Annotated in this window: 15 protein-coding genes; 8 read left to right on the forward strand and 7 right to left on the reverse strand. The window is 63.0% G+C overall.

All coding sequences use genetic code 11. The features are described 5' to 3' along the window. Window positions 1-4: 4 nt before the first annotated feature. From C5J26_RS13450 to C5J26_RS13470, 5 genes are all read left to right on the forward strand, one after another. A complete protein-coding gene (locus C5J26_RS13450; RefSeq protein WP_172745856.1) occupies window positions 5-1,612 on the forward strand; it encodes an acyl-CoA dehydrogenase family protein in 1,608 nt (535 codons plus the stop codon). Between the two features lie 118 nt (window positions 1,613-1,730). Beyond that, window positions 1,731-2,639, forward strand: a complete 909-nt coding sequence (locus C5J26_RS13455; RefSeq protein WP_105402222.1) for a LysR family transcriptional regulator — start codon at window positions 1,731-1,733, stop codon at window positions 2,637-2,639. A 180-nt stretch (window positions 2,640-2,819) separates the two neighbouring features. After that, on the forward strand, window positions 2,820-4,157 hold the full coding sequence (locus C5J26_RS13460; RefSeq protein WP_105402223.1) for an FAD-dependent oxidoreductase: 1,338 nt from the start codon (window positions 2,820-2,822) through the stop codon (window positions 4,155-4,157). Window positions 4,158-4,167: 10 nt separating this feature from the next. Continuing rightward, window positions 4,168-5,439: an aconitase X catalytic domain-containing protein gene (locus tag C5J26_RS13465; protein WP_105402224.1), complete on the forward strand. Its 1,272-nt coding sequence runs from the start codon at window positions 4,168-4,170 to the stop codon at window positions 5,437-5,439. Beyond that, on the forward strand, window positions 5,439-5,885 hold the full coding sequence (locus tag C5J26_RS13470; protein ID WP_105402225.1) for an aconitase X swivel domain-containing protein: 447 nt from the start codon (window positions 5,439-5,441) through the stop codon (window positions 5,883-5,885). Before C5J26_RS13465 ends, C5J26_RS13470 begins: the two co-directional genes overlap by 1 nt. A 2-nt stretch (window positions 5,886-5,887) precedes the next feature. On the opposite strand, the gene C5J26_RS13475 is transcribed toward C5J26_RS13470, so the two are convergent. After that, window positions 5,888-6,700 carry an NmrA family transcriptional regulator gene (locus C5J26_RS13475; protein WP_105402226.1) on the reverse strand — a complete coding sequence of 271 codons (813 nt, stop codon included), beginning with the start codon at window positions 6,698-6,700 and terminating at the stop codon, window positions 5,888-5,890. Between the two features lie 119 nt (window positions 6,701-6,819). On the opposite strand from C5J26_RS13475, the gene C5J26_RS13480 reads away from it, so the two are divergent. The 3 genes from C5J26_RS13480 (at window position 6,820) to C5J26_RS13490 (ending at window position 9,362) form a co-directional block, all read left to right on the forward strand. After that, window positions 6,820-7,434 carry a TetR/AcrR family transcriptional regulator gene (locus tag C5J26_RS13480; RefSeq protein ID WP_105402227.1) on the forward strand — a complete coding sequence of 205 codons (615 nt, stop codon included), beginning with the start codon at window positions 6,820-6,822 and terminating at the stop codon, window positions 7,432-7,434. 66 nt (window positions 7,435-7,500) lie between these two features. Beyond that, a complete protein-coding gene (locus C5J26_RS13485) occupies window positions 7,501-8,241 on the forward strand; it encodes an SDR family oxidoreductase (RefSeq protein WP_105402228.1) in 741 nt (246 codons plus the stop codon). 74 nt (window positions 8,242-8,315) lie between these two features. Beyond that, window positions 8,316-9,362 carry an NAD(P)-dependent alcohol dehydrogenase gene (locus C5J26_RS13490; RefSeq protein ID WP_105402229.1) on the forward strand — a complete coding sequence of 349 codons (1,047 nt, stop codon included), beginning with the start codon at window positions 8,316-8,318 and terminating at the stop codon, window positions 9,360-9,362. On the opposite strand, the gene C5J26_RS13495 is transcribed toward C5J26_RS13490, so the two are convergent. The 6 genes from C5J26_RS13495 to C5J26_RS13520 all read right to left on the reverse strand — a co-directional run bounded on the left by C5J26_RS13495 (window position 9,363) and on the right by C5J26_RS13520 (window position 16,579). After that, complete coding sequence (locus tag C5J26_RS13495) at window positions 9,363-10,067, reverse strand: ParA family protein (RefSeq protein ID WP_046669009.1); 705 nt, start codon at window positions 10,065-10,067, stop codon at window positions 9,363-9,365. Between the two features lie 116 nt (window positions 10,068-10,183). Then, entirely contained in the window at window positions 10,184-11,266 is a 1,083-nt protein-coding gene (locus C5J26_RS13500; protein WP_105402230.1) for a chemotaxis response regulator protein-glutamate methylesterase, read from the reverse strand. 3 nt (window positions 11,267-11,269) lie between these two features. Further along, window positions 11,270-12,115: a protein-glutamate O-methyltransferase CheR gene (locus tag C5J26_RS13505; RefSeq protein WP_105402231.1), complete on the reverse strand. Its 846-nt coding sequence runs from the start codon at window positions 12,113-12,115 to the stop codon at window positions 11,270-11,272. Between the two features lie 57 nt (window positions 12,116-12,172). After that, complete coding sequence (locus C5J26_RS13510) at window positions 12,173-12,664, reverse strand: chemotaxis protein CheW (protein WP_105402232.1); 492 nt, start codon at window positions 12,662-12,664, stop codon at window positions 12,173-12,175. After that, on the reverse strand, window positions 12,664-14,586 hold the full coding sequence (locus C5J26_RS13515) for a methyl-accepting chemotaxis protein (protein ID WP_105402233.1): 1,923 nt from the start codon (window positions 14,584-14,586) through the stop codon (window positions 12,664-12,666). Before C5J26_RS13515 ends, C5J26_RS13510 begins: the two co-directional genes overlap by 1 nt. 181 nt (window positions 14,587-14,767) lie before the next feature. Further along, window positions 14,768-16,579, reverse strand: a complete 1,812-nt coding sequence (locus tag C5J26_RS13520; protein ID WP_105402234.1) for a methyl-accepting chemotaxis protein — start codon at window positions 16,577-16,579, stop codon at window positions 14,768-14,770. Between the last annotated feature and the right edge of the window lie 65 nt (window positions 16,580-16,644).

The following is a 16,644-nucleotide window of genomic DNA, read 5'->3' on the forward strand; positions in this document are numbered from 1 at the left end:
GCCGATGTCGTTTGCGGATCAGGCCGACCGAACGCTGGACATCCTGGCCCTGACGCCGGGCTGGCACCGGCTGAAAGAGCTCCGTGAAGATTGCGACGACGAGACGGTTGCCGCAATTATCGAGGAGGCGGCGGGTTTTGCCGAGGGCGTGCTGGCGCCGCTGAATGCGATCGGCGATCGGATCGGCGCGAAGGTGGTCGACGGCCGGGTGAGGACGCCGGACGGTTTCGCCGATGCGTTCCGGCAATATGCCGAGGCCGGCTGGCTCGGCATGGACGTGACCGAGAAATTCGGCGGCCAGGCCGTTCCGCTCACCTTGCATGCCGCCTGTGCGCCGTTGTTCGAGCGCGCCTGCGTGGCGCTGATGATGGCCGCCGGCTCGACCCGTGCGGCGGCCCATCTTCTGGCGGAAGCCGCCGACGAAGCGACCGCAAACGAATGGGTACCAAAACTTAGCACCGGCGAATGGGCGGCGACGATCTGCATTTCCGAACCGGAAGCGGGTTCCGACGTCGGCCGGCTGCGCACCAGGGCCGAACTCAGTGATGGCGAATGGCTAATCACCGGCCAGAAGATCTGGATCTCCTTCGGCGACCACGATATGGCGGACCGCATTGGCCATTGCCTGCTCGCCCGTACCAACGACCAGCCGGGCACGCGCGGCATCAGCCTCTTTCTCGTGCCGAACCTCATCGATGGCCAGGCGAACGGGGTTTCGGTCGATCGGATTGAGGAGAAGATGGGCTTGCACGGTTCTCCCACCTGCGCCATGCGGTTCGACAATGCCCGGGGTATCATGCTCGGCCGCGAAGGTCGCGGCCTGCCGCAGCTTTTCACCATGATCGAGTTGATGCGGCTGCTCACCGGCTGCCAGGGGCTGGGCATCGCGTCCGCCGCGGCCGACATTGCCGAGGACTATGCCAAGGAGCGCCGCCAGGGCGGACGGCCTGATCAGCCGCCAGTGCCGATATCGAGCCATCCCGATGTGCAGCGCCAACTGCATGAGATCCGCAGCTCCACGGAAATCCTGCGCGCCGCCATTCTCGAACTTGCCACGACCATGGATATCGTCCGATTGGAGCCCGAGGCAGGGTTGGAGGATTTTACCGGCTGGATGTTGCCGCTGATCAAGAACTTTGGCGCTGCGGCCGGGTTCGAGACGGCGAATGCGGCAATCCAGGTGCTCGGCGGCGTCGGCTACACGCGCGACTGGCCGCTCGAGCAATATCTGCGCGATGCCCGCATCATGACCATCTACGAGGGCACGACGGGCATGCAGGCACTGGATTTCCTGACCCGCCGCCTCTGGCGTGACGAGGGGCGGGGGCTCGCCCTTTTCCTGGAGAAGGCGCGCGACGAGATCGACGCCTATATCGCCGAACACCCGGCTGAATCGGAACTTGCTCTCGCGGTCCTTGATGGTTTCGAGCGCTTGAGCGGGCGGATGACGGCGCTTCAAAGCCACCCGGATGCCGCCCTCTACCGCGCCGACAGCTATATGCGGGCCGCATGGTCGGCCGTGTCCATATGGATGGCATTGCGCATCTCGGAAACTGGCGCGGTCGGGAAACTGGCTGCGGAGTTCGATTTTCACTGCGCACGCTGCGGCTGATTCATCGAGGACGATCAGCCAAATAGGACGCCGGCTATGGAACGCGGCGGGAGTTGCGAAATCCCGGAAAATATGCGCGTGATACCGGCTCGGATTTTTTCTCGAAACGAGAAAGACAGTGAACATACTTCTCGATATCGGTGCGTTCCTGGCGACTGCCCGCGCCGGCAGTTTTTCCGCTGCCGGCCGTGATTTGGGCGTCGCGACGTCGGTCATCACCAAGCGCGTCAAGCGGCTCGAAGAGCACCTCAATACCCAGCTTTTCGTACGCACGACAAGACGATTGGCCCTGACGCTCGACGGCGAGCGGCTGCGGCCCCGCCTGCAGCTCCTGGTCGGCGAGATCGAGGAGACGCTGGCGACGCCGAATACCCACGAACTGGGGCTGACCGGTTCGCTGCGCATCAAGGCACCGACGACGCTGACCTCAATGTTCTTCGGTGATATCTGCGCTGCGTTCCAGGCCGCCAATCCGCGGGTGAAGATGGAGATCGTGCTGATCGACCGTTCGGTCAATCCGCTGGAAGAGGGGTTCGACGTGGCCATCGGCGCCCTGCCGCAATCCTACGCCTATGTGATCGATCATCCGCTTTGTCCCTATCCGCGGGTGCTGTGCGCATCGCGGGGCTATCTGGCAAGCCGCAAGCGGCCGAAGACGCCCACCGAACTCGTCGGCCACGAATGCATCACCTTCCACACGATCGGCACGACCTGGACCTTCCAGATGGAAACGAGCACGCTCAACGTGGAGATCACCTCGAATTTCACGGCCAACGATAGCCGGGTCCTGCTGGCGGCTGCCCGGCAGGGATTAGGACTGGCAATCCTGCCGAGGTTCCTCGCTCGGTCGGATCTCGATAGCGGCGCGCTCGAGGAGGTGATGCCGGAATTTCCGGTCGAGCCGCTCTGGGTGAAGGCATCGGTGCCCAGGATCAAGATGAACAAGGTCGTGGTATCCGAGTTCATATCCTACGCGCAGAAGCGGTTTTCGGAAGGGGTGCCGGATCAGGTCATCCCAATGTTCTGAGAAGAAATCCGGACCTGCCTCAAGCTCGCCGTTTCGCTGACGCCAAGCCGCTGAAATCCGGCGGGACCTTTCTCGAAACAAGAAAGCTGATCGCATCACTTGCCGGGTTCAAGGCGAGGCGGCTTGGGTTACGATCATGGCCAAAGCGCCGGGAGGGCGCAGGCTGTACGGGAGGGTTCGATGGCGGAGACGCTGAGCAGGGAAACGCGGATTGTCCGGCGCGAGAAGTCGGCGCCGTTCCGCAGGCTCAAGGCGGATATCTGCGTCGTCGGCGCCGGCATCGCCGGGATTTCGGCCGCACTCGAAGCCGCGAGACTGGGCCGCAAGGTGGTGATCGTCGATGGCCAGGCAGCGCTCGGCGGGCAGGCGGTCAACTCGATCATCGCCACGTTCTGCGGCCTGTTTTCGAACGGCACGCACGGCTACCAGTTCACCTATGGCGTTGCCGACAGGTTGCTCGCCCATCTGGAAAGCCAGGACCAGTCGATCTATTGCCGCCACGGGCCGAACACCACGGTCGTCTATTACGACGAAGTCGTCCTCGGCCGCTGGATGGAGAGTAGCATTCTGGACGCTGGCATCGAGGTCGTGCTCGGTGCGCAGATTCTCGACGTGCATGTCGAAGGCCGGCGCGTCGTCCAGACCGATTTCATGACCCGTTACGGCGGCGTGTCGATCGAGGCGGCCGGCTGGGTGGAGGCGAGTGGCGACGCGGCGCTCGTCTGGCAGGCCGGTTTCGCCTGCCGCCAACCGGAAAAGGGCGGCGTCTTCGGTACCCAGATGGTGGTGCTGGAAAACATCGACGAAGCCAAGCAGCCGACCCGCTACGAGATCGGCGACCGGATGAAGGAAAAGGCGGCAAGCTACGGCCTGCTACGCCGCGAAGGCCTCGGCTTCACCATTCCCGGCAGCGGCATCGCCGCCATGAACATGACCCATGTGGAAACACCGCTCGATCCGGTAGAGGCTTCCAGGAAGGCGCTGGAAGGCAAGGACCAGGCGGCCCGCGCCGTGGAGTTCCTGAAGGCGGAATTCCCGGAATGCTTCGGCAATGCCCGCATCCGCTCCTTCGGCCTGCCGGGCATCCGCCAGACCCGCTGGATCGCCGGCAGCCATCACCTGACGGTCGACGAGATCAAGGCCGGCACCAAGTTCGACGACGCCGTTGCCCGCACCGCCTGGCCGATCGAGCTGCATGACCACGGCGACGGCCACCACTGGATCACTTTCGACGAAGAGCATGCCCACTATATTCCGCTTGGTAGCCTGACGCCGGACGAATGCGACAACATTGCCGCCGCCGGCCGCTGCGTCGACGCGGATTCGGCGGCGCTTTCGAGCATCCGGGTCATGGGGCCATGCATCGCCATGGGCATGGCGGCTGCCAATGCGCTCGACCTTGCCGGAACCGGCAGCGTGCACCAGATCGATCGCGATGCGCTGCGCGAGCGGGTTTCCGACAACGTCGAAAAGAAGCATTATCGGTGGGCCGACGCGAAAATGCGCGCCGCATCGTGAGGAGGATGCGATGAACCTGACGGATCACGAAAAGGCGATGTATGACGGCGAGCACGGCCGCGCCAAGGCGCGCGCCATGGACCTGCTGGTTCGCTACGGCGAAGCGCTCGGCGCCGAGCGTCTGGTCGAGACCAACAACGTCGCCGGCGCTTTCAACGCCTCGACGCCCTCGGTGCAGGCGATTGCCGAAAAGGGCATGGAACACGTCTATTCCGAACTCAACCTCGACAGCGACGAAGTCGTCGAGGTGCCCCATATGGTGGCGCATACCTGCCAGCTGATCACCGGCATCGACAACGACAACTGGGAACTCCAAGGCGTCGATAAGGCGCTTGTGGACATGCAGCGCGCCAATGAGAAGTACTTGGGGCGACGCGGCGTCAACATGTTCGCCACCTGCACGCCCTATCAGGTGGGCAACGTGCCGGTGAAGGGCGAACACTGCGCCTGGATGGAATCATCGGCCGTCATCTATTGCAACTCGGTTCTTGGCGCCCGCACCAATGTCGAGGGCAAGGAAAGCACCGGCGCTGCGGCGCTCACCGGCCGCATTCCCTATTGGGGGTTCCACATCACCGAAAACCGCCGCGGCACCCATCTGGTCGAGCTCGATATCGAGGTCGACGACATGATGGATTGGGGCCTGCTCGGTTATTATATCGGTGAGGTGATCGGTGAGGAGATCCCTGTCCTGAAGGGCGCCAGCCGCCAGCCCGACCTCATCAAGCTCAAGCATTTTGGCGCAGCCGCAGCGTCCTCCGGTGGGGTGGAGATGTACCATATTCCCGGCATCACGCCGGAAGCGGACAGCATCGAAGAAGCTTTCGGCGGTCGCAAGGTCAAGGGCACGTTCCGCTACGGCGCCAAGGAACGGCGCGAAACCTATGATAAGCTGCAGAGCTCGACCGAGAAAAAGGTCGATTTCATCATGCTCGGCTGTCCGCACAATTCCATCGACCAGATGGCCCTGATCGCCCACATGCTGGAGAATAAAAAGATACATTCGAATGTGCAGCTCTGGGTGCACACGCCGCGTGCGATCAAGCAGGTCGCCGAGCGCAACGGCTATATCGACGTCATCCGCGAAGCTGGCGGGGTCGTCATGAGCGACACCTGTCCCGCCATCTCCCGCCGGTTGCCGGCGGGGACCAAGGTCATCGCCACGGATTCCGCCAAGCAGGCACACTACTTGCCGGCGATCACCGGCGTGCAGGGCTGGTTCGGCTCGGTCAGTGATTGCGTCGATGCTGCCTTGACCGGCCAGTGGAACGGGAGGGTCTGATGGATATCGCGACCGACGCAAAATCCGACACGATCGAGCTCAGAGGCCGCAAGGTGGTTGCCGGCCGTGCTGAGGGCGAGGCGCTTGTCACCACCGAAACGATCTCCGGCTGGGGCGGTATCAACGAGCGCACCGGCACGGTCATCGAGCGCCGGCACGAAATGCGCGGCGTCTCCTTCGCCGGCAAGATTCTGGTTTTCCCCGGCGCGAAAGGCTCGTCCGGCTGGTCGGCCTATTTCCATATGACCCGGCTGAACGGCGTCCAGCCGGCGGCGATGATCTTTACCCGGATGACCACCAAGATCGCGCTCGGAGCCGTCGTCACCCGGGTTCCGGCGATCACCGAGCTGGACCAGGACCCGCTTGATGTAATCGAGACCGGGGATTGGGTCGTGGTCGATGCGGATGCCGGCACTGTGACCGTGACCAAGAGAAAACCTGCCTGAGATCATGCCCAAGCGCCGCGGGCCGCGGCGTCTTTCGCATAATCGGAGAAGCTCTTGGCCGGCCGGCCGAGGGCGCGCATTACGCCATCCGACAGGTATTCGTTGCGGCCGTCGAGTACGACGGTAAACAACTCCACCAACAGTTCCGCAACATCGGCGGGCACTTCGGCCTGTTTGAGGCCTTCTACAAACGCTTCATCGGAGATTGTCTGGAAGGCGATCGCGCGACCGCTTGCCTTGCCGATTTCCGCCACGGCTTCGGCAAAGGTCAGAAGCTGCGGGCCGGTCACTTCGTAGAGTTCGCCGATATGCCGAGCGTCGGTGAGAGCGGCAGTGACCACGTCGGCGATGTCGCCGGCATCGATGAACGGCTCGCGCACGGCGCTGACCGGCAGCGCCAGTTCCCCTTCAAGGATCATCGGCAAGAGCTGTCCCTCGTCGAAATTCTGGTTGAACCAGCTTGCCCGAACGATCGTCCAGTCGGCACCCGAGGCGATCATCCGCCGTTCGCTTTCCTGCGCCGCGGGTTCGCCCCGGCCTGACAAGAGAACCAGCCGCTTGACGCCCAGCGATACCGCGAGCGTCGCAAGCGCGTCGATATCGTCCGGAGCGCCCTTCACCGCGAGGTCCGGATAGTAGGTGATGTAGGCGGCCGACGCTCCCTCCAGGGCCGGCGCCCAGGTGCAGCGGTCCGTCCAGTCGAAACCGGTGGAGCGCGAAGCGAAACGGACAGGCTTGTTCAATGCCTGCAGGCGCTCTGTAACCCGAGAGCCGGTCTTGCCCTTGCCGCCGATGATGAGAATGGGGTTTTCCATGGGATGCCTCCTTTAACATGAATTTTCCTCATGTTCTAAAGCGATAAATCCTCATGTTGCGCTTGTCAACAAAAAATGCGAATATTCCTCGCGTTACAAACTCAAGGCACGGAAAGACAATGGAGATTTCTGCATCGACGCCACGCCAGCCCCAGCAGAAGCGCAGCCGGGAGCGGGTGGAGCGGATTCTCGCGGCGGCGAAGGAGCTGATCGCCCGCGGCGGCAGCGACGTGATGAAGATGGGTGAGCTGGCGGAAAAGGCGGGCGTGCCGATCGGCTCGCTCTACCAGTTCTTCCCGGACAAGGGGTCGGTGGTCCGCACGCTCGCCGAACGCTACAACGAGGAAGGCCGCGCCTGCATTCGCGAGGCGCTGGAGCCGGTCCGGAACGAGGCCGCGTTTTCGCAAGCGTTCAGAGAGCTGATCGACATCTATTACGGCTTGTTCCTCGCTGAACCCGTGATGCGCGACATCTGGTCAGGCACCCAGGCAGACAAGGCATTGCAGGATATCGATCTCGCCGATGCCCGCGAAAACGGCGCGATCGTCGCGGCAGCGCTGGCGCATATCCAGCCCCACGCCCATCCGGAAGAACTGTTCAACCGGGCCATGCTGGTCATGTATCTCGGCACGTCGACAATGCGGCTGGCGATCTCCGTCGAGCGCGCCCAAGGTGCGGCCATGGTGGAAACCTACAAGCGGCTCGCCCTTCGCGAACTGCTGGCAAAGGACTGATGGGCCTCGACGGCCATGCCGATCGCCGACTATAAGATGCGGCGAAACGGACAAGGAGGAGTGGATATGTCGAAAGTAGCGATCGTAACCGGCGCGGGCTCGGGCGTTGGCAGGGCCGTCGCCGTCGGGCTTTTGAACGCAGGTTATAGGACCGTGCTTGCCGGCCGGCGCGAGAGTGAGCTGCGGGGCACGGCGGAACTGGCTGGCGGTGAGTCGCTGGTGGTGCCGACGGACGTCACCGATCCGGCAGCCGTCGACGCCTTGTTTGCAGCGACGCAAGAGGCCTATGGCCGCCTTGATCTTCTGTTCAACAATGCCGGACGCGGCACGCCGGCGGTTCCGATCGACGAATTGCCGCTTGAAACCTGGCGGGCTGTCATCGACCTCAACCTCAACGGCGCCTTCTATTGCGCCCGGGCGGCCTTCGGGATGATGCGGCGGCAAAACCCCGGCGGCGGGCGTATCATCAACAACGGTTCGATCTCGGCGCACGTGCCGCGTCCTTTCCAGGCCGCCTACACCGCCACCAAACACGCGATTACCGGCCTGACGCGCCAGATCGCGCTCGACGGGCGGCCACTGAACATCGTCTGCGGCCAGGTGGATATCGGCAATGCCGACACGCCGATGACGGTGCGGATGAAGGAAGGGGCGCTGCAGGCGGACCTCACGACTGCTGTGGAGCCGGTCATGGATACCAAGCACGTGGCTGATGCGGTGCTCTACATGGATGGATTGCCGCTGGAAGCCAATGTTCTGTTCATGACAGTGATGGCAAACGGCATGCCTTATGCCGGCCGTGGCTGAAAGCGGCAGATGGCTGCCTTGATCTCGCCCGGAAGCTCGGCCAGCGTCAGGAAATAATCGGAAGGAAACATCGCATGCAGCAGGCACTGGTGCTCGAGAAAAAAGGCGTTCTCGCGTTGAGGGAGATCGATCTTCCGACCGAGGTCGGGCCGGGCGAGGTGAAGATCGCCATCGATACGGTCGGCGTCTGCGGCAGCGACGTCCATTATTACACCCACGGCGCAATTGGCCCCTTTGTCCTGAGCGAGCCGATGGTGCTCGGCCATGAGGCGGCGGGCATCCTCGTCGAGGTCGGCAGCGAGGTGAAGACCTTGAAGGTCGGTGACCGCGTCTGCATGGAACCGGGCGTACCGAACCTGTCGTCACGTGCCTCCAAGCTCGGTCTCTACAACGTCGATCCGGACGTCCGTTTCTGGGCGACGCCGCCGGTCCACGGGGTGCTGACGCCGGAAGTCATCCATCCTGCGGCCTTCACCTACAAGCTGCCGGACAACGTCTCCTTTGCCGAAGGCGCCATGGTGGAGCCGTTCGCGATCGGCATGCAGGCCGCCAGCCGCGCCCGTATCCAGCCCGGCGATGTCGGTGCGGTGATCGGTGCCGGTCCGATCGGCATCATGGTGGCATTGGCGGCACTCGCGGGCGGCTGCGCCCGCGTCTTCATCTCGGATCTGAGCCCCGACAAGCTGAAGATCGCCGGCCAGTACCCGGGTATCATCCCTGTCAACATTACCGAACGGCCATTTGCCGAGGTCATCGCCGAAGCGACCGGCGGCTGGGGTGCGGATGTCGTGTTCGAGGCGAGCGGCAGCCCGAGGGCCTATGCCGGCATGTTGGACCTGGTGCGGCCCGGCGGTGCCTTCGTGCTGGTCGGCCTGCCGGTCGAGCCGGTGCCGTTGGACGTCTCAAGCGCCATCTCCAAGGAAGTTCGCTTTGAGACGGTGTTCCGCTACGCCAACATCTTCGACCGGGCGCTGGAACTGATCGCGTCCGGCAAGGTCGACCTGAAGCCGCTGATCACCGGCGTCTTCGATTTCAAGGATTCGATCAAGGCCTTCGAGCGGGCCGCCGCCGGACATCCATCCGACGTCAAGCTGCAGATCCTGATGAACGGCAAGGCGTGATCAGGCGGCGCGGACGAAGCGCTTTGAAAGCGAGGCCGGCTTGTGGAGTGGCACGCGGCGGAGCATTTCGAGCGCGAACAGGCGGGCGTTCTGCCGGGCCTTGTCGAGATTGCTGATGCGGTTTTCGTCCATCGTGTAAAGCGTGCCGCCGAGATCGAAGATATCGCGGAACGCGGCGCGTTCGATGATCGGAGTGTCCAGCACTTCGACCTTGCGCTCGGCCAGCAGCATCTTCACCGCAAGCAGGGCACGGGTCGTCACCATCGAGTTGACGCGGGTCAGAACGACCGAATGCGGCACGCGGAGATTGGCCTTTTCTTCGAGATAGCGCAGCAGTTCCAGCACGTTTGCACCGCCCTGGGCATCCATGGCGCAGCCCTGGATCGGGATCAGTACGTGGTCGGAAAGGCCGATTGCCTTGGCAAGCAGCGGGCTTTGGGCGCCGGGCAGGTCGAGCACGAAATAATCGGTCTTGTGGCGGTTCTCGGAAATATGCCGGTCGATCGAAGCCTGCGTCACGTAGGAAATGACGTTGAGCTTGTCATCGCGCGGGGAGAGCATGTGCCAGCGGGTGATCCAGTATTGCGGATCGGCATCCAGGATCGTGACGCGGTAGCCTTGCTCAACGAGTTCGGTTGCAAGGAGAAGCACAGCGGTGGTCTTGCCCGCTCCGCCCTTGGTGTTGGCAAAGGTAATGACTGGCATCTTCGGTCCCTGTCCGGCTACGAGCGTAAGATTGCTCTCTCACCGCACCCTCATGATGCGTTGCCCCATTCTTGCCAAACATGGTTAACGAGCCGTGAAAAATCCGTTGCCAGATCTTACCGCCGACGATCGGCGGCGAGGATTTCCCGGGCGATCTGTTCGAGCGGCGCGACCTTGTCGACGCCGCCATGGGCGATGGCTTCCTTGGGCATGCCGAACACCACGGACGACGCTTCGTCCTGGGCCACCGTATAGGCGCCCGCCTGATGCATCTCGTTCATGCCGCGGGCGCCGTCATCGCCCATGCCGGTCATGATCACGCCCATCGCATTGCCGCCGGCCGAGCGTGCGGCCGACCGGAACAGCACGTCGACGGATGGGCGATGGCGGCTGACCAGCGGGCCCGAGCGGATCGAAACCTCGTAACGCGCGCCGCGCCGTTCGAGCAGCATATGCTTGTCGCCGGGGGCGATCAGCACATGGCCCCGCAGCACGGGATCGCCGTCGGCCGCCTCCTTGACCTCGACTTCGCAGAGGCTGTTGAGCCGTTTGGCGAATGCGGCGGTGAATTTTTCCGGCATATGCTGGACGATGACCATGCCCGGAGAATTGGCCGGCAGGGCTTCGAGAAGCTCGCGCAGAGCCTCGGTTCCGCCGGTCGAGGCGCCGACGCAGACGACCATTTCGGTGGTCTTCGCCATGGCGCCGGCCTTGGGGGGCGGAAGCACCGCGTCGGCCGTCAGCTTGGCGGTCGTTCCGCCTTCGGAAATGCGTGACGGGCGCAGCCGGCCGACCCGGGCGCGCGCCGCTCCCTTGACAGCGGTGCGGATCCTTTCGGCGGATTCGGCAAGGTGGTCGGCCGCGCCGATCTTCGGCTTCAGGATGATATCGACAGCGCCCGCCTCGAGCGCCTGCATCAGCGTTTCCGAGCCGCTTTCGGTCAGAGACGAGCACATCACCACCGGAATGGGATGCTGGGACATCAGCTTGCGCAGAAAGGTGATGCCGTCCATCTGCGGCATTTCCACATCGAGCGTGATGACGTCGGGGATTTCCTCGCGCAGCTTTCGCGCCGCCATGAAGGGATCGCTGGCCGCGCCTATGACTTCGATGTCCGGATCCGCCGACAGGACGGCTGTCAGGGTCTGGCGGACGCTGGCGGAGTCATCAATGATCAGAACACGAATTTTGCCGCTCATGGTTCATACTCGCTTGAACACAGTATTTGCCACCTGACGGATCGGCAGGTCGAAGCCAGTCACGGTTTCCGAATGACCGATGAACAGATAACCTCCGGGGAGCAGCGTCTGGCAAAGGCGGGACAGCACATGCTGCTGCGTCGGCTTGTCGAAATAGATCAGTACGTTGCGGCAGAAGATCATGTGCATCAGGTCGCCGACGGGGTAGGCCTCGTCCATCAGGTTCAGCCGGGCGAAACCGACGCGGGAGCGCAGTTTCGGTGAAATCCGCACGTCCTGCCGACGGCTGTCGGACGAACGCATGACATATTTGCTCATCATGTCGGCCGGTACGGGCGCCAGGAGATCGCTCTGGTAGATGCCGCGCTGGGCCTTCTGCAGCACGTCTGTCGAAAGATCGGTGGCGAGCACGAAATAGTCACGTTCCGGCGTCGACGAGCTCAGAAATTCCGAAAGCACCATGGCTATCGTATAGGGCTCGGCGCCCGTCGAGCAGGCCGAACTCCAGGTGCGGATGCGCCGGTCGGCGTAGGTTTTCAGGATGTCCGGCAACGCCGTCTGCATCATGTAGTCGAAATGCTTCGGCTCGCGGAAGAAGTCGGTCTTGTTGGTGGTCACCGCATCGATGAGGAAGATCGATTCGGCCTCGATACCTCCGTGTTTGAAGAGGTAATCGCAATAACTGTCGAAAGTCGGCATGGCCGTGACGCGCAGGCGCCGGCGAAGCCGTCCTTCGAGCATGGTCATCTTGCTGTGCGGCATCTTGATGCCGCTATAGTCGTAGATGTACTTCGAAAGCAGATCGAAGTTGCGCTTGCTCAGCCGGTCATCGAGCGGCTGGCTCCTCATTGCTGCACTCACGCGCGTGCCCCCCGTACAAGAACCTATTCGGTTATGCGAATTCCGTCATGCGACCTGGGACTGCGGCCCGACATCGGCGAGCGCCGATCCGGAATCCGAAAACAGCCGTGCAAGGTCGACAACGACAACGAAGCCGCTCTCCCGGCGCACCACGCCGGCGATATAATCGGAGCGCCAGCGCACCCCGATATCCGGCGCCGTCTCGATCTGTTCCTTGCGGAACGGCACCACTTCGAAGACCCGGTCCGCGACGAGGCCGAGCACCAGGACGCGATCGGCGACCGGCACGTCGAGCACCAGAATGCGCGTATGCGGCGTCTTGACCGTCCTCGTCAGGCCGAGGCGAAGACGGAGGTCGATCACCGGCACGCCCTGTCCGCGCACATCGCGCAGGCCGAGCAGATATTCCGGGCCGTGCGGGATCTTGAACGGCTCCTCGTGGTCGAGGATCTCGCGGACCACCTCGACGGGGACCGCGAAAATCTCTTCGCCGAGGCTGAAGGTTACGAACTGGGATTCGGAGGATATGCCTGCCATTACGCGCTCTCCCTGAAATCGTCATCGTCCGCGTCCGGGCCGCCCATCGACAGATCGAGGGCAAAACCTTTCACGCGGGCCTGTTGTGCATTGACTGAATGACCGGCCGAATAGGCCTTGGGTGCCGGCTGGACCCTGGATTTGGCCGGTGCGAGCTTGGCGGCCGGGACCGGCTGGCCCCGCTGCTTGGATCCCGCCCGATCGACCTTGAAGAACGCGATCGACGCCTGCAGTTCTTCGGCCTGGGCGGCGAGTTCTTCGGACGTCGCCGACATCTGTTCGGAGGCGCCGGCATTCTGCTGGGTCACCTTGTCGAGCTGCTGGATCGCCTCGTTGATCTGGCTGGCACCGATATCCTGCTCCCGGCAGGCGGCCGAGATTTCCGAGACGAGCTCCGCGGTCTTGTGGATCGCGGGTACAAGCTTGTTCAGCATCTCGCCGGCATCGGTCGCGACCTGCACAGTTTCACCCGAAAGTGCGCTGATTTCGGCAGCGGCAGCCTGGGACCGTTCGGCGAGCTTGCGAACTTCCGAGGCGACCACTGCAAAACCCTTGCCGTGTTCGCCGGCACGCGCGGCTTCCACCGCGGCGTTCAGGGCCAGAAGGTCCGTCTGGCGAGCGATTTCTTGGACAATCGAGATCTTCTCGGCGATCGTGCGCATGGCGCCGACGGCGCGGCCGACGGCCTGGCCGGAGGCTTCGGCGTCACGCGAGGATTGGCGGGCGATCTTTTCCGTCTGCGCGGCGTTGTCCGCATTCTGCTTGATGTTGGCCGCCATCTGCTCCATCGAGGCGGAGGCTTCTTCGGCCGAAGATGCCTGTTCGGTGGCGCCCTGGCTCAGCTGTTCCGAGCTTGCCGAAAGCTCCTGGCTGCCGGAGGAGACGTTGCTCGATGCCGCCAGGGCATCGGCGACGACGCCGCGAAGGCGTTCGCCCATGCTCTGCAGCGCAAGCCCGAGCGTGTCCTTGTCGGAGAGCGGTTTTGGCGAGACGGTCAGGTCGCCGTTGGCGATCTGGTCGGCGACATGTGCCGTGGTGCGCAGGTTGGCCACCATGCTCTGCATGGCGAGCCCAAGCGTATCCTTGTCGGAAAGCGGCTTGACGTCGACGGCAAGGTCACCCTCCGAGATGCGCTCGGCGATCGCCGCCGTATTGCGCAGGTTGCCGGTCATCACGTTGACGGTGTCGATCAGATCCTTGACCTCGTCATTCGTCTTGACCTCGACTTTCTGGTTGAGGTCGCCGATGGCCACTGCGTTGGCGACGGACGCAATCTTCTTGAGGCCGTTGTTGATGCCGAGCGTGATCCAGAAGGCGGCACCGATGGCGATCAGCACGGCCGCAATCGAGGCGACGCTCAGGACCATCATCGTCGAGGCGAATAGATCCTGGTTCGCCTTTTCGGTATTTGCCATTCCCTTGCGCTGGATATCGAGGAGAACCTTGATGGCCTCGCCCATATCGGCGGTCATGGTGCGCAGATCGCCCATGGAGAGCGCCAGAGCGCCGGCCTGATCACCGCGTGCCTGAACTGCCTGCAAGTCGTTGGACTTCTGCTGGAACTGCTTGCCGATCGTCAGCAGTTTTTCCCAGTACGGCTTGCCTTCCGGAGAGGCGATCGAAAGCCCTTCCTGAACGGCCTTGAACATCAGTTCGGTGTTGTCGTCCGCTTCCTTGTGGAATTTCGCGGCATCCGCGAGATTGGTCGCAAGCAGCGCGTTTTTCTGGGCGCGCACGGCATCGACCTCGTTCACATTGGCGGTGAGCGCAAGCTCCAGACGACGAACCGGGCCGTCGACCATCTTGACGCTGGCGTCGTTGAGTCCGCCAAGGCTCAGGCTGCCGTAGACTGCAATGCCGACCAGCAGCAGCGTCAACAGGGCGAAAGCCAATCCCAATTTCAGTTTGATTGTAAACCGCATCTTAAGTCCCCCGAATTTCTTGAAACAACCGGCAGAGCCGCCTTATTCTCAGATGCGACCGGGAAAAGTCTGGCTAAAAGGCCGGTAGGCCGACCGCCGGGACTTTTCATGGCTCGCATTAACGCAGTTACGCTGGCCATTGACGGGGCCTGATGGCCCCGCTCATGTGTCTGAAAGCCGCTCAGGCACTTTCCCTGAAATCATCGTCATCCTGGTCGGGGCCGCCCATCGAAAGATCGAGGGCAAAACCTTTCACGCGGGACTGCTGCGCCTTCACGGAATGCTCGGTTGGCCGGGAAGCGGCGAACTTCGACATCTGTTTCGCGCCGGGTTTTGCCGGTGCGTGGGCTTTGGTCCCGGGCTGGGTCCGAGCCTTTGCGGTAGCGCGCTCGACCTTGAAGAAGGCGATCGAGGCCTGCAGTTCTTCTGCCTGGGCTGCGAGTTCTTCCGAGGTCGCCGACATCTCTTCGGAGGCGCCGGCATTCTGCTGGGTCACCTTGTCGAGCTGCTGGATCGCTTCGTTGATCTGGGAAGCACCGATATCCTGCTCGCGGCAGGCGGCGGAGATTTCCGACACCAGTTCCGCAGTCTTCTGGATGTCCGGCACCAGCTTGTTGAGCATCTCGCCGGCTTCCGTTGCGACCTGCACCGTTTGGCCGGAGAGGGCGCTGATTTCGGCAGCGGCAGCCTGGGACCGTTCGGCAAGCTTGCGCACTTCCGATGCGACCACCGCAAACCCCTTGCCGTGTTCGCCGGCACGGGCGGCTTCCACCGCGGCGTTCAGGGCGAGCAGATCGGTCTGGCGAGCGATTTCCTGGACGATCGAGATCTTCTCGGCGATCGTGCGCATGGCGCCGACGGCGCGGCCGACGGCCTGGCCGGAGGCTTCGGCGTCCCGTGACGACTGGCGGGCGATCTTCTCGGTCTGCGCGGCGTTGTCCGCATTCTGCTTGATGTTCGCCGCCATCTGTTCCATCGAGGCGGAGGCTTCTTCGGCCGAAGATGCCTGTTCGGTCGCGCCCTGGCTCAGCTGCTCCGAACTTGCCGAAAGCTCCTGGCTGCCCGAGGATACGTTGTCGGATGCGGCGAGCGCATCACTGACCACGCCGCGCAGGCGTTCCACCATGCTTTCGAGCGCCAGGCCGAGCGTATCCTTGTCGGAGAGCGGTTTCGGCGAGACGGTCAGGTCACCGTTGGAAATCTGGCTGGCGATAGTCGCCGTATTGCGCAGGTTCGCCGTCATCGTGTTGATCGTGTCGACCAGATCCTTGATCTCGTCGTTTGTCTTGATCTCGATATTCTGGTCGAGATCTCCGATCGACACTGCCTTGGCGACGCCCATGATCTTGGTGAGGCCCCTGCCGATCCCGAGGGCGATCCAGAACGCCGTTGCCGCTGCGGTGACGACGGCCACCACCGCGATCGCGATCATCAGGCTGCGCGTCGTCCAGTAGCTGGCTTCCGCTTCGTCGTTCGCCTTCTGCATCCGGTGGCGGTTGATCTGTACGGCCTCGTCCAGTTGCGCGGAAAGTTCCATGATCGCCTTGCGGCTTTCTCCGGCCGAGAGGGCGATCGCCTCCTGCATGTCGCCGCGCTTGACCGCGGCGTCGACTTTTTCGTTCGCAGCGTGATTGGTCGTCGAGAGCGCACGCGTCTCATCCCAGAACTGCTTCTGGTCTGCCGACGCCGTCGAAGCCAGCTGGTCCAGCAACGTGGTGAACTGAAGCTCCAGCTTGTCGCCGTCGACGTAGAACTTTTCGATCTCCTGCGGCGAGGTGGCGAGCAGCATGTTCTTCTGTGCGCGGATGCGATTGAGCGACAGGATGTCCATCTGCTGGACGCTATCGAGGCGCTTTGCCGCGACCTCTGTCACGTAGGTCATGGAATCGTGCGCGGCGGCGAGGCTGTATATCCCATAGCCGGCGGTACCAATCAGCAGGCTGACAAGAAAGCCGAAAGCCAGTCCCAGCTTGGCCTTGATCGTAAATCGCATAGCCCTATCCCCTCGAGGCGGTGAAGTGCATCAGTCAGTGCTTCCTCCGGCGGAGGAAAGCGGTT

The sequence above is a fragment of the Neorhizobium sp. T7_12 genome (assembly GCF_002968535.1).
GTDB lineage: Bacteria > Pseudomonadota > Alphaproteobacteria > Rhizobiales > Rhizobiaceae > Neorhizobium > Neorhizobium tomejilense.